A 13283-nucleotide genomic window follows, 5' to 3' on the forward strand; every position below is an offset into this window, starting at 1 on the left:
GACCCCCAAACCCCCGTAGGAGGTCTGGGGGCTGATGACTGAAAAGATCAGCCCGTATTTCGCATTCCGGCGGCAATGCCGTTAATAGTTAATAGAGCGCCTCGGAGTAATTCACCCTTGCTATAACGGGAATGGACGACACCCGAAGCCACGGATTTTCCGTGTTGACGTAACCGTTTTAACAAAGCCACTTGTAATAAACCTAGAGGAATAATCGTGGCATTGCGTAACTGCACCGAACGCTGTAGGACGGGATCATCTTCTAATAGTTGTTGATGTCCGGTAATTTCTTGGACTAACTGAATGGTGAGATTGTATTCGGCGAGGATTTGTTGGAATAATATCTCAAACCGTTCGAGATCATCGGGATGACTTAACTCCCGAACGTAGTGATGGGCGATTTCCATATCGACTTTAGCCAAGGTCATTTCCGTCTTGGAAATCAACACTTTAAAGAATGGCCATTTAACGTAGAAATACCGCAGGAGTTTCAGATTTTCCTGGGGTTCCTCGTTGATAAACGCCTGTAAAGCGGTTCCCACACCATACCAAGAAGGCAGTAAAAAACGGCTCTGAGTCCAGCTAAATACCCAGGGAATCGCCCTTAAACCAGAAATATCCTTTTTCTTATCACCACTGCGACGGGCGGGGCGAGAACTGATTTGTAGTTGGCTAATTTCTTGGATCGGGGTAACTTGATGGAAGAATTCGGGTAAATCAGGTTCTTCATAAATTAAAGCCCGATAGTGCGCCCGCGATCGCATTGACAACTCCTCCATAATTTGATTCCAGGGATCAATCTCATCAAAACCGTTATGGAGAAGACTGGCTTGGATGGCTGCGGTAGTCACGCTTTCGAGGTTAAATAAAGCCAACTGTGGGAGAGAATATTTAGACGCCAGGACTTCCCCCTGTTCGGTAATTTTAATCCGGCCATTAATACTGCGGCCCGGTTGAGCCAAAACCGCTTTGTAGGCTGGGCCACCGCCTCGACCCACCGAACCCCCGCGTCCGTGGAAGATTCGCAGACCGACTTTATAGGATTCAGACACTTTCTGCAAGGCTTTTTGGGCTTTATGAATTTCCCAGTTACTGCTCAAGAAACCCGAATCTTTATTACTATCGGAATAGCCTAACATAATCTCTTGTAGAGATAGATCGGGATCGTGACTCACAAGTTTATATTGTTCATAACCTCCAGCTAACATTGCCCGATATAAAGGTAATTCAAACAGAGTTGTCATCACCCGGGGAGCACGTTTGAGATCTTCTACCGTTTCAAACAGAGGAACAACAATAACATTCCCAATTCCGGTGGCTGGATCATAAAGTCCGGCTTCTTTTGCCAAGAGTAAAACTTCCAGTAAATCACTGGCTTCATTACTCATACTAATAATATAGGTTTGGCAAATTTCCGGCCCAAATTCCTGTTGTAATTCCCGCATTACCCTAAAGGTGGTAATGGTTTCGCAGGTTTTTTCAGAAAACGGTAATTCCGCCGGAATTAGGGGGCGACGGGTTTGGAGTTCTGTTGCTAACCATATACATCTTTCGGCTTCTGAAAGCTCGGTATAGGGTTTGGGTAAGACTTGCAAATAGTTAGTAATTTCGTTCAGAGCATTACAATGAATTGAAGACTCTTGACGCATATCTAACCGGGCTAAACTAAACCCAAAAACCTCCACCTGACAGATCAGATTTTCCAGTTCTTGACAGTTCATTCCCGTTTCTTCTAGGTTGCGTTGAATCATTTTCAACTCAACTTGGAATTCATTCCCAGAACGGTATAATTTACTGGCTTCGTGGTCAGGAACCAGACGCTCTCGGATGCGAGACATTTCGGCATTATTGTACATTTGCCAATTGCGATCGCGAGTATTTTCTAACCGTTTTTGGACATAAGAAAGTTTTAAACGATAGGGTTCTTGACGATAGCGAATGGCGGTTTGATCATAGATATCAGGTAATTGTCCTTGATCTCGATCCAAAGATTCTAATAATTCGGGAAGAACATCACTCCAATGTAAGGATAAACTCAATAACCGATTGAGGCGTTTCACCGCTTCAATATATTTTTCTAGGACAACATGACGCTGATAACAAGCAGTTTTCCAGGTAACTTCCGGTGTTACCGATGGATTTCCGTCTCGATCTGAACCCACCCAAGATCCGAATTTACAAAAATCATGTTTAGGTAATTTCAGATAGGGAAAAGAAACATTTAAAGCGTGTTTTAAGCGCTTATAAAGTTGAGGAATGGTGTCAAATATAACTTCCTGAAAATAGTGCAGGGAATAATCTACCTCATCCAAAACCGTAGGTTTAAATTGGTGGAGTTCATCGGTACGCCACCACAGCCGAATTTCTTCGGTCAAGTTTTCATGGAGTTCTTCTGTCAATTCCGACATAACGGAAGACTCTCCTAGCTCCTCAGTTCTGAGTCCGCCAAAACTTTCATCGACTTGATCAAGTTGTTCTAGGATAGTGGCAATCCGACGCTGTTTGGTTCTGATTGTATGGCGAACAATTTCCGTCGGGTGGGCCGTAAATACCATCCGCACATCTAGTTGATCTAATAACCTTTGGATCTTTTGGGCGGGAACATTTAACTGTCGCAACATCGGAAATAGGGAATGGAATGTTGCTAACTCCCGATCCTGTTCGGTGTAATTGGTGACATTAGGAAGGGGACTTTCTTCTTGATCGGAAAAACGTTGATTCCGAGTATCGAAAGTAGACATGGATTTCACCGGGGAGACAGGTAACTTTGCTTTCCCTTTTCCGTGGTTATAAGCAAGCTGTTGTTCCCGTTGTTCGTAGTGCTGTTCAACAATATTGATCAGTTGAAAATATAAGGCAAACCCTCTGGCCGCACGAATAGCCTGGTTAATATCAAGCTGTTCGATTAACTTGAGGGAATCCGATCCTTGAAATTCTTCAGCCTGTCCTTCCGGTGAGGTCATGGATGCTAACTGATGGAGTAAATCCACCAGTTGTTGACCGCACTCTTGACAGAGAACGGACTCCCAGACATCCTCAATAATCTTGAGACGATTGCGTAAAAATAAATCCGAAGTGGTGGTTGGCGGGTTTGACGAAACGACCGTATTTGGAGCCTGTTCGGAAGATTGGAGCAGTGAACTCATGATCGTCTTTTCCTGTGTGTGTGGCAAGAATATCCAGTTTATTGTATTGCCTAATTTCTCGCATAACCACAGAACTTTACAGTCAAATCTGTCACCGTTCTCTATTCTATTTTTTGTCTGATTCGGGAAAATGCAGAATCGGAAGGCGATCGCCTCGGAAAATTTCTTCGCTGTTGGTGCTAAGGTTCAACATAAAATCATGGAGTGCTTTGGTTCCCAGTGCAGCGATTAATAGGGGTGGAGTAGCCAAACTGACCAACCACTCTTGGGGAAAAGCAATGGGGTCGGGACTTTTTACTGGATGATTATTGGTGGGGGTGGGTTGCATAGATGATTTGTGCTCAAGCGCAACAACGGGGAGTTGATCTAAATTTTGGGCTAATCGTGCCAAAATTGTAGTCGAATTCTAACATGGGTGTTGTTGTATTTTTGAACCCATCTCAGGCATTAACCCTTGAGATTAGAAATGAAATTCACAAATCGGGCCGTTTGGTAGGGGTAGGGAGTTGAATTGAAGGCCAATAAAACAGTTTTAACCGGAGAGGGTTTAGCTTTAACCCAATGGGCAGAAAAAGCCGTTGGACTTGCGGATGTGCAGGTTCAAATTCGTTTGCGTGGCAATCATTTGCACGTTCTGTGTGAAGCACTGATCAGTCCCGATGAAAAAATCGCTACATCTAATTTTTCCGGGGCCTTAACCCAAACGAATCTAACGGCTTTACTACCGCCCAATCAACCAATCTACAAGATTTTTTTATCGGGTCGAAGTTTGGGGGCGGCACGACCGGATTGGACAGTTAAGCTCGAATACACGGAATTACAATTTCAGACATCTACAGGGCCTTCTAAGGCTGTTGAAAGCCCCCTAACATCAGAAAATATTCAACCTATTCCTGAGCCTAGACAGAATCCCTTAACAAAAATTACCAGCCTATTTAGACGCTCTCAGCCCCAGGAACTTGCTCCGGCCCACCGTATACAGCCAGGGGGGGTTGAGGAGACGATTCAACCCGAACCAGAACCATTTTCCTCCCTCGCCGATGAAGGTTTGGCTTTCACTTCCATGCCTTTGGAATTTAATACCGAAGCACCCGCAGCAGTGCCAGCGTCCTCCCTCCCTAATACACAATCATCAACAACCCTCAACCCTCAACCATTAACAACTAATAACGAACCATTAATACAACCATCAATAACTGACCCTCAACCGTCAACGGTTACAGCCATTGAGGTGTCAACGGAAAGTTTAGCCCGACAGGGTTATCCCGATGCGATCGCCAGCTACCTGAGCGAGATTTTAGGGGGATTGGGGGTTGGGGTAAAAGTGACGATTCGGGAAAAATCCCAAAAAGGCACAAAAACCGAAGCCCCACCGGAAACCAATCCATCGGGTCGGAGGCTGTGGGTATTGTGTGAATCGGCCTATAGTCCCGATCCCTCCCTATTAGCTCAACCCATTGCTCAACGGTTGCGACAGTTGCAGCTTGAGGGGTTTCGGGATGCTTGTATTTTGTTGCAAGTCCAGGGGGAATCTACCCCCGACTGGATGTTACGGATTGATTTAACTTCACCGGATCGGATTCTCAAACAGTGGGGGCGCTGGGGGGATGAACAGGCGATCGCCCGCTTAATCAATGACAAATTGAGTCAATTACAGATAGAAGTCCGAACTACGTTAAAAGAATCCACCCTGCATCTGTTCTGTCACTGCATTCAAACGAACGGTGCAACCAAAAGCCGCAAGCGTCAGGTTCCCGATAAACAGGCGGTGATGGATATTGTTATCCCCCTATTGGATATCCTGGCTCCTCAAGGAATTTGTGCCGCCACTGTCTATGGTTTAGAAACCACCGCCACCCAAGCTAAACCGGGTGCTCCGATTTGGGTAGATTGGTTAAATTTACCCGCGGCCCAACATTCTGACCTCCAGCCCACGGCTCTAACCTTAGCGGAACAGGGCAATCTTTCCGCCTTGCGCTTTGTTCTGACTCGTTTAGTTAATCCCGATTTAGAGCTAAAACTAGCCACGGGGGGGATTCGGGTACTGTTATTACAAAAAGCCGAATTACTGCACGTCATGACCGAGGGAGCCACTTGTCCGTCCCAATCTCAGGTGGCTCCGGTGATTGCTCAATTTTTACGCAACCATCGGATTAGTGGTATTTCCGGGGTGAGAATTTATGGCCGTCGTTCAGGACAGAAACTTCCTCTCTGGCGCTACGGGATTTATCTAAAAACCAGTCAACCTGATACTGTCCCCTCCGTCTTACCCGATTTTGTTACTCCCCCAGAGGAGGGCGAAACCCTGGGAGAAAAGTCATCTTTACCCGATGGTTTAGTCCTGCGTCCTGACTTAAATCTGGATCATCTTGAAGCCGATGTTTCCAAACCCTCAAATCTGCTCTATCCCAATTGGCGAGAGGTTTTAGATCGGGGGGCTGAAGTTCTCGCCCAAGGATTGGTAACTACCCGGTTATTTGCCCCACGGACGGCGATGATGGTTTCCATACCTAGCAAAACCCACCGTTATCAAAAAATTGCTTTAGCTTTAGTTTGGGCAACCTTGGGAGGATTATTTGTTGTACAGGTGGATAAAATTCTAGGGGAATTGTTAGTAGAAATTCCTCTGAGTCGGGTTGGGGAAATGGTAATCACTACTGATAATTCTAGTAATTTAGAGGAAAAAAACTCGGAAATTATCGTGGCATCAGATATTACGGAAAGTCAGAAAAATTCCAAAGAAAATGATATCTTTAATGGCAGTAATTTTATTTCTTCCACGGTCAAAAACCAAAAATGCAATTTATCTGATACAAAATTAGGGTTAGAAGCCTGTAAGTTAGCTCAATTTCTTTATCCAACTTTTAAAAGCCCCCAATTAGATGAACAGTTGGCTCGATATCAACATTTTATTTTGACGGAAAAACGCCCCCCGGATATTATGATTATTGGGAGTTCTAGGGCTTTACGGGGGATTGATCCTGGGGTTTTAGAAACGGAATTAAAAGCCCGGGGTTATGGGAAATTAAAAGTTTATAATTTTGGGGTGAATGGAGCAACTTTACAAATTGTTGATTTAATTATTCGTCAAATTTTACCCCCGGAACAATTACCCAAGTTAATTATTCTAGCTGATGGGGTACGGGCCATGAATAGTGGTCGAGTTGATCGTACTTATGAAACTATTTCTGCTTCGGAAGGTTATCAACAAATTTCCCAGGGAACATTTCAAATTCAGCCCCAAATTGAGCAGAAGCAGCCTTCTATTATAGGTTGGCAATCTAGTTTGGGAAATTTAGCTAAAAAGTTTCATCAAGGAGAGTTGAATTTTGAGGGGTTTCAAACGGAATTAAATCAACAGTTTGTAGGCTATTCACAAGTATATGAAAAACGCGATCGCCTGCAATTTCTATTACAGTCTATAGTCAGGGGAGAAGGGTTTAAAAACCAGATTGAATCCCCCGTTGATGAAGGTGAACCTTTTAATGACCAATCACTGAAAGCCTCTGAGTTTTTACCCAGTGGATTTTTACCTTTATCGACTCAATTTAGCCCTGAAATTTATTATCAAAATCATTCTCAAGTTTCTGGTTATTATGATGGGGATTATAAAGGGTTTGAATTAGAGGGAAAACAAACCACTGCTTTAAAAAATTTAATTGAATATGTAGACTCTAAAAATATAAATTTGGTGTTTGTCAATATGCCTCTTACTGAGGATTATCTGGATCAAGTGCGGATGGCTTATGAACAAAAATTTAGGGATTTTATGCAATCAATCAGTCAGGAAACGGGAATTACTTTTATTGATTTATCCGGCGAATTGTTACATAATTATAATTATTTTTCCGATCCGAGTCACTTAAATCAATATGGTGCAGTGGCTGTTTCTCAAAAGTTAGTTGAACTGGATCAAATTCCTTGGCCGAGAAGGAAGTAGACGAGGATTTAGTAGAGACGTGCCATGGCGCGTCTCTCTGGATTTAGTATAGACAGGGATGACGAAGGCTATATTGGCGCATCTCTACAACTGTAATGCGTAGCGCTATACATCGTCTCTAATATTTGTAACAATAGAATTATTTGAATGGTTTTTCCGCACATAGGAACCCCATGATGTTGACGCTGTATCTATTCTGTCTTACTATTGGTGGGGGTTTTGTGATTCTATCAGCCTTTGCTGGATTTGATGGAATTGATTTTGATACTCATTTTGAGATGGATGTCGAACTTTCTGAACCTAAAAATGATCCAGAAACTCTCACATCCAGAAGCCATCGAAAATCCCCTAAACCAGCATTTCACTTACCCTTTTTAACCTTACGATTTTGGACTTTTGGGAGTTGTTTTTTTGGCTTAACTGGATTTATTTTAACAAAACTTAATCCTCTGTTGCCTCCTATCCTGATTTTGGCGATTTCCTTGGGAATTGGAGTTAGCTTTGGAACCACAATTGTAGGAATTTTAGGCCGACTTCGCCGACAACAAGCCAATAGTTTAATTTTATCTGAAGATATGATTGGATTATCGGGAACCGTTGAAATTCCCTTTGATCAAAATTGCAAAGGCAAAGTCAGATTATATCTGAAGGAATCTATGGTAGATGTTGTCGCCATTACCGAAGATACCCATAGCTTTGAAAAAGGGGATAAGGTTTTTGTCGTTGGTAGAAGTCATAATAAAGTCTTAGTAATTTCGGAGGAAAACTTGAATTAAGGATTAAGATTGAGAAGAATCCCCAAAAATTAAAGATAATATAGCAATCATAAATAGGTTGTAACATTTTAATACTGACATGAAACAGTCAGAAGTATTACCCCAGATCCGGCGTTCCCTCCCCCCCTAGCCCCCCGTGCACGGGGGGTTTGGGGGGGCTGTTCCCTCTTAACTGATTAATTGGAGTAAAAATGACCCAAGATTATATCCCAAAAATTCACAATTCACCAATGATCACGGAAGTTGCCCAAGTTCCTAATGCTGATCTTCCTCCTGATAATAGTTCTGGCAGTATTGGAACGGCTTTACCCGTCGCCCTTTCTATTTTTGGTGTGATTGTTTTTCTGTGGTTTCTGAATACCTTTCTCCAAATTTGTAAACCCAATGAAATTTTGATTTTATCAGGTCGGAAACGTCGAAATCAAGACGGCCAGGAACTGGGTTATCGGGTAATTTTTGGCGGTCGGACAATGTGTATTCCGATTTTAGAAACCGTTAAAACCATGGATTTACGGACAATGCCCGTGCGAGTGGAAGTTAAAAATGCCTATTCTAAAGGGGGAACTCCGTTAAATATTCAGGCGATCGCTAATGTTAAAATATCTAATGATCGGAAAATTGTAGGAAATGCGATCGAACGATTTTTAGAGCGAGATCGTTCAGAAATTTCTCGGGTTGCTAAAGAAACCTTAGAAGGAAATTTACGCGGTGTTGTGGGAACTTTAACCCCAGAACAATTAAACGAAGACCGTCTACAATTTGCCGAAAGTATTGCCGAAGATGTCTCCCGTGATTTATCAAAATTAGGTCTACAATTAGATACTTTAAAAATTCAAAGTGTTTCCGATGATGTTGATTATCTTAACTCCATTGGTCGCCGTCAAATTGCCTTAATTGTTCGAGATGCGGAAATCGCAGAATCTAATGCCATGGCGGAAGCTGAACAAACTGAAGCTGACTGTCGGCGACAAGCAGAAGTGGCAAAAACCCAAGCCCAAACTATTGTTTTACAGAAGGGAAATGAACTCAGAAAAATTAAAGCTGAATTAGAACAACAAGCTCGTTCTGAGGAAGAAAGAACCACCGCAGCAGGAGAAGAAGCTCGGGCAAAAGCGGAACAATTATTGCAAACTGTCAGGGCAGAATTAGAGCGGTTACGGTTAGAATCCGATGAGGTTTTACCTGCGGATGCTCAACGTCAAGCGAAGGAATTAAGAGCCAGAGGAGAGGCGGCATCTTTAATCGAAAATGCCTTGGCTGCGGCAACGGTAACGGATTTATTAAATCAAGTGTGGAAGGAAACGGGATCGGATGCTTCGGAATTATTTAATTTACAACAAATTGAAATGATTCTCCGTGAAGCGGCTAAGGTTCCTAACCGAGTGAAGTTAAAAAATATTAATGTTATTGATAGTGGGGATGGGAAATCTGTTGCGGGTGTTGTTAATATCTATCCTGAAATTTTCCGGCAGTTTTTGGAAACTGTTGAGCATATTTTGGGGGTTAAATTATCATCAAAATAATCACGTTGTTGGGCCGTTGTTGGGCTTTAGCCCTCTTATCTTAATTTTGGAAGTTAACGTTGTTGGGCCGTTGTTGGGCTTTAGCCCTCTTATCTTAATTTGGGAAGTTAACGTTGTTGGGCTTTAAATCTTAAAGATTGCGCTTAAGCGCAACAACGGCGCAACAACATATTTTAGGAGATTTTAAACATGGGAATTATCATTGCATTGTTAGGGGTTCTGGGATTAGGAACGGGGGCGGGATTTTTGATTATTCGCAACCTATACTATATTTGCCAACCCAGTGAAGTGTTAATTTTTGCCGGAAGTCGTAGTCCCGTTGAAGGTGGAACAGACGTTGGTTATCGTTTGGTTAAAGGTGGAAGTAGCATTAGAATTCCTTTATTAGAAGATGCTTTTCGGATGGATTTAACCAATATGATTATTGAGTTAAAAGTCTCCAATGCCTATTCTAAAGGAGGCATTCCGTTAACGGTTGAAGGGGTAGCTAATATTAAAATTGCCGGGGAAGAACCGACAATTCATAATGCAATTGAACGGTTATTAGGCAAGAGTCGGAAGGAAATTGAACAATTAGCTAAGGAAACTTTAGAAGGGAATTTACGCGGTGTCTTAGCCAGTTTAACCCCGGAACAAGTGAATGGGGATAAATTAGCTTTTGCTAAAAGTTTATTAGACGAAGCAGAAGATGATTTAGAAAAGTTGGGGTTAGTGTTGGATACCTTGCAAGTTCAAAATATCTTTGATGAAGTGGGATATTTGGATTCTATTGGGAGAAAACAACGGGCGGATTTATTCAAAGATTCTCGAATTGCTGAGGCTAAAGCCCATGCGGAATCAATTATTCAAACCGCAGAAAATCAGAAAAATACTTCCTTGAAAAAATTAGAAACCGATATTGAAGTCGCCAAAGCTGAGGCAGAAAGACGGGTTAAAGATGCCGTTACAAAACGACAAGCTGTGATTGCGGAATCGGAGTCGGAAACGGCGTCTAAGGTGGCAAAAACCCAGGCTCAGGTGTTAGTTCAGCAAGCCCGAATTAAGCAGGTCGAACAACAGTTACAAGCCGATGTAGTTGCACCCGCCGAGGCTCAATGTAAACGGGCTATGGCTGAAGCGAAAGGGAATGCGTCTCAAATATTAGAAGCTGGAAAAGCTCAAGCGGAAGCTACTAAACGATTAGCTGAATCTTGGAAGTTGGCGGGGTCAAATGCCAGGGAGATTTTCCTATATCAAAAATTAGAAGTATTGTTAAAAACCATAGTGGAAACGGTTCCTAAAGTTGAAGTTGATAATGTTACCGTTGTCAATACTCAGCAAGGAGGAACTGCGACAAAGTTAGCCGCATTTTTAACGGAATTAAAGCAAACAACGGGGATTGATGTGGCAGAAACTATTGAAACCATGAGTCGAAATCATTCACCATCCCAACCGATTCCTCCAATTGTACCTCAAGTGTTACAATCAGTCTCCAAAAATTTCCCCGAATCTAATTCAGAAACCTAATTCTGTTGTAAATTAAACCGTAGGGGCGAGGTATCCTCCCCCTAAGCGATTAGTAATGCGGTGTTTCTAACTAATGAAGGACGGCGAACTTTTCTAAAATTATATGAACAGAAAAAACAATCTAAGTTCAAACATCCAGTTTTGGGGAAACAATGTACTTATCAAGAGGCGTTTGAACTTCAAGCGCGTTTGTTGGCCAAATATTTGATGGGTGATATTGAAAAATATCCACCTTTGGTGTTAGGATAGTTATGTTTATTGTGGTGTCTTACGATATTCCAGAGGATAAACGTCGCACTAAGATTCATTCGATCTTAAAATCCTATGGTCAATGGATGCAATATAGTGTGTTTGAATGCGAGTTGACAAACACGGAATATGCGAAATTGCGATCGCGTCTTAACAAAATTATTAACCCTGAAACGGATAGTATTCGTTTTTATTTCCTCTGTGCTTGTTGTCAGGGTAAGGTGGAACGTATCGGCGGCGAACAGCTACGCGATAGTACGATTTTTTTTGCTTAGTGGTGACAACCTGGGGGTGTACAACCTCAGCAAAGCATTTTAACGGCACTATCCCTTTCTGATGTTGAAACTTTAATTTATTCTCGGTCTTCGATCATAAATGTACTAGGAATATCACTCGCCATCACCGTAAAACATTTATGGCGACACTTGGGGCAAAAAACAGATTCTTGGTCTTTAAAACCTGCGGCGCTATTCCAAACTGCTCGGAAGTGTGTTTTACATTCAGGACAAGTATCTTCTTGTTCTTCGTGCCCATGATAATAATCAATTCCTCCTAGAATGGAAATGTATGCGTCTCGATTCATTGGAAAATTCCTCAATAGTATTCCCTTATTCTAAACTTTACTGGTTGAAAGCATACCGTAAGATTAAAATCGCCTATAATCCCTATCAGGGATTGAAACGAGAGCACCGACCAGCTTAAACTGTAAGCTTCAAGTTGAAATCACCTATAATCCCTTTCAGGGATTGAAACTTTTAATAAAATCCCCTCCAATAGTCCTGTTTCAGTTGCAATAACCTATAATCCCTATAAATAAGGATTAATCAACCCATGACCCAATCCCTAATTCCCCTAAAATTATTGTATGATTGCGACTTTTTAAAATGGACAGAAGAAACGATCACCCATTTACAGAATCGAGACTTTAAACAGTTAGATATTGCCAACTTAATAGAGGAAATAGATTCTTTGGGGAAAGCGCAGAAAAATGCCTTTAAAGGACAAATTAGGGCATTAATAGAACATATTATGAAGCGCTACTATGTTGATATGCCCCTAGAATATCATGGCTGGGAAAGGACAATTCGCAATATTCGCCCCGAAATTGAAGACTTGATTGAAATTTCTCCTAGCTTACAGAATGACTATCCCCAAGTCCTAGATACAGTTTATCAGCAATGTCTGAAAAAGCTGCAACCCGAATATAAAAACACAAAATTTCCTGATACTTGGCAATTTACCCGCTCCTTAGATGACCTTCTTAACCTAGATTTCTGGGAGTAAGGCAAAGCAGTTAGGAAGCGAGGACGCATGAATACGCCCCTGCTATACGTTGTGAATTAAACACCCACCCGACGCCGTTCTAATACCACTTCAAAACCTTCTCCGGGCTGGGGGTTGAGTACCCGGGTTGATAGATTTTCTTTAGCTAACATAGACCGAAAATCCTCTAAATTACCACTGACTTTTAATAACGAAACTAACCACCCTTCATAAACCACATCCCCGGCGGCGGCCGTGGGTAACATCACTTGGGGACTGACTAATTTAGCTAACTCCAAGGCTGTTTTTTGCCCGCGAATAATTGGCCCAATTAACGGTAAACTAATATCAATTAATGGGGTAATAACGACATCAATGGGGGCTAGTTCTTTTAATAGAGAATCATGATATCCATGGGGTTCATAATAAACAGTATTTTCTGTTATTAAATCTTTTAAAAGATAGGCATTTTCAAGAGTTGTTGGGCCGATGGGAGAACCTCGCAAGGATTTAATTTCTACCTGATTTTCTAAACAATAGGTTTGTCCATGTTCCAAAGCTTGTACTTGAGTATATCCCAACTCCTGAACAAGTTTTGCCGCACTAGGAGAGCCGACAACGGGGATATTTTTGTTCAGTTGTTTTAAGGTTTCAGGATGGGCGTGATCTTCCAATCCCTGAGATAATAAAATTAAGTCAATCTTTTCAGGAATGGGTCGGGAATTTCGTCTTTCCCCCTTAAATAACCAAGTTTGATTCCCAAAGGTTAATGCACCCACTAACCAAGGGTCAATCAAAATTTGTTTTCCGCCTATTTCCATTAACCAAGAGTTGCTATCGAGCCAAGTAAAATACATAGAGGTTGATTCCATTAGAACAC

At 42.1% G+C, this 13283-nt stretch carries 11 protein-coding genes; 7 read left to right on the top strand and 4 right to left on the bottom strand.

The genetic code is table 11. From position 1 onward, the window contains the following. Positions 1 to 47: 47 nt before the first annotated feature. On the bottom strand, positions 48 to 3146 hold the full coding sequence (ppc, locus tag NMG86_RS15550; protein ID WP_026798004.1) for a phosphoenolpyruvate carboxylase: 3099 nt from the start codon (positions 3144 to 3146) through the stop codon (positions 48 to 50). 106 nt (positions 3147 to 3252) lie between these two features. Next, positions 3253 to 3474 (bottom strand): hypothetical protein, encoded by a 222-nt coding sequence (locus tag NMG86_RS15555; protein WP_036832171.1) that lies wholly within the window; start codon positions 3472 to 3474, stop codon positions 3253 to 3255. Between the two features lie 183 nt (positions 3475 to 3657). On the opposite strand from NMG86_RS15555, the gene NMG86_RS15560 reads away from it, so the two are divergent. From NMG86_RS15560 to cas2, 6 genes are all read left to right on the top strand, one after another. After that, the gene (locus tag NMG86_RS15560; RefSeq protein WP_026786202.1) at positions 3658 to 7086 is read left to right on the top strand and encodes a hypothetical protein; all 3429 of its coding nucleotides are present in this window, start codon (positions 3658 to 3660) and stop codon (positions 7084 to 7086) included. Between the two features lie 173 nt (positions 7087 to 7259). After that, entirely contained in the window at positions 7260 to 7862 is a 603-nt protein-coding gene (locus NMG86_RS15565) for an NfeD family protein (protein WP_237746679.1), read from the top strand. 230 nt (positions 7863 to 8092) lie between these two features. Beyond that, entirely contained in the window at positions 8093 to 9385 is a 1293-nt protein-coding gene (locus tag NMG86_RS15570; RefSeq protein WP_420884303.1) for a flotillin family protein, read from the top strand. 189 nt (positions 9386 to 9574) lie between these two features. Beyond that, a complete protein-coding gene (locus NMG86_RS15575; protein ID WP_043938571.1) occupies positions 9575 to 10891 on the top strand; it encodes a flotillin family protein in 1317 nt (438 codons plus the stop codon). 60 nt (positions 10892 to 10951) lie between these two features. Continuing rightward, the gene (locus NMG86_RS15580) at positions 10952 to 11140 is read left to right on the top strand and encodes a hypothetical protein (protein ID WP_026786199.1); all 189 of its coding nucleotides are present in this window, start codon (positions 10952 to 10954) and stop codon (positions 11138 to 11140) included. A 2-nt stretch (positions 11141 to 11142) separates the two neighbouring features. Beyond that, positions 11143 to 11415, top strand: a complete 273-nt coding sequence (cas2, locus tag NMG86_RS15585; RefSeq protein WP_026798005.1) for a CRISPR-associated endonuclease Cas2 — start codon at positions 11143 to 11145, stop codon at positions 11413 to 11415. A 77-nt stretch (positions 11416 to 11492) separates the two neighbouring features. On the opposite strand, the gene NMG86_RS15590 is transcribed toward cas2, so the two are convergent. Beyond that, positions 11493 to 11723 (bottom strand): hypothetical protein, encoded by a 231-nt coding sequence (locus tag NMG86_RS15590; RefSeq protein ID WP_026798006.1) that lies wholly within the window; start codon positions 11721 to 11723, stop codon positions 11493 to 11495. 248 nt (positions 11724 to 11971) lie between these two features. On the opposite strand from NMG86_RS15590, the gene NMG86_RS15595 reads away from it, so the two are divergent. Continuing rightward, positions 11972 to 12424 carry a DUF29 domain-containing protein gene (locus NMG86_RS15595; RefSeq protein ID WP_026786196.1) on the top strand — a complete coding sequence of 151 codons (453 nt, stop codon included), beginning with the start codon at positions 11972 to 11974 and terminating at the stop codon, positions 12422 to 12424. A 56-nt stretch (positions 12425 to 12480) separates the two neighbouring features. On the opposite strand, the gene NMG86_RS15600 is transcribed toward NMG86_RS15595, so the two are convergent. Further along, a complete protein-coding gene (locus NMG86_RS15600; protein ID WP_026798007.1) occupies positions 12481 to 13260 on the bottom strand; it encodes an MBL fold metallo-hydrolase in 780 nt (259 codons plus the stop codon). Positions 13261 to 13283 lie beyond the last annotated feature (23 nt).

The sequence above is a fragment of the Planktothrix rubescens CCAP 1459/22 genome (genome assembly GCA_904830895.1).
Lineage (GTDB): Bacteria > Cyanobacteriota > Cyanobacteriia > Cyanobacteriales > Microcoleaceae > Planktothrix > Planktothrix agardhii.

Excerpts from the sequence above, each read along its gene's own strand:
- ppc (WP_026798004.1), bottom strand. The coding sequence starts at position 3,146 with ATGAGTTCACTGCTCCAATCTTCCGAACAGGCTCCAAATACGGTCGTT.
- NMG86_RS15555 (WP_036832171.1), bottom strand. The coding sequence starts at position 3,474 with ATGCAACCCACCCCCACCAATAATCATCCAGTAAAAAGTCCCGACCCC.
- NMG86_RS15565 (WP_237746679.1), top strand. The coding sequence starts at position 7,260 with ATGATGTTGACGCTGTATCTATTCTGTCTTACTATTGGTGGGGGTTTT.
- NMG86_RS15570 (WP_420884303.1), top strand. The coding sequence starts at position 8,093 with ATGATCACGGAAGTTGCCCAAGTTCCTAATGCTGATCTTCCTCCTGAT.
- NMG86_RS15575 (WP_043938571.1), top strand. The coding sequence starts at position 9,575 with ATGGGAATTATCATTGCATTGTTAGGGGTTCTGGGATTAGGAACGGGG.
- cas2 (WP_026798005.1), top strand. The coding sequence starts at position 11,143 with ATGTTTATTGTGGTGTCTTACGATATTCCAGAGGATAAACGTCGCACT.
- NMG86_RS15590 (WP_026798006.1), bottom strand. The coding sequence starts at position 11,723 with ATGAATCGAGACGCATACATTTCCATTCTAGGAGGAATTGATTATTAT.
- NMG86_RS15595 (WP_026786196.1), top strand. The coding sequence starts at position 11,972 with ATGACCCAATCCCTAATTCCCCTAAAATTATTGTATGATTGCGACTTT.
- NMG86_RS15600 (WP_026798007.1), bottom strand. The coding sequence starts at position 13,260 with ATGTATTTTACTTGGCTCGATAGCAACTCTTGGTTAATGGAAATAGGC.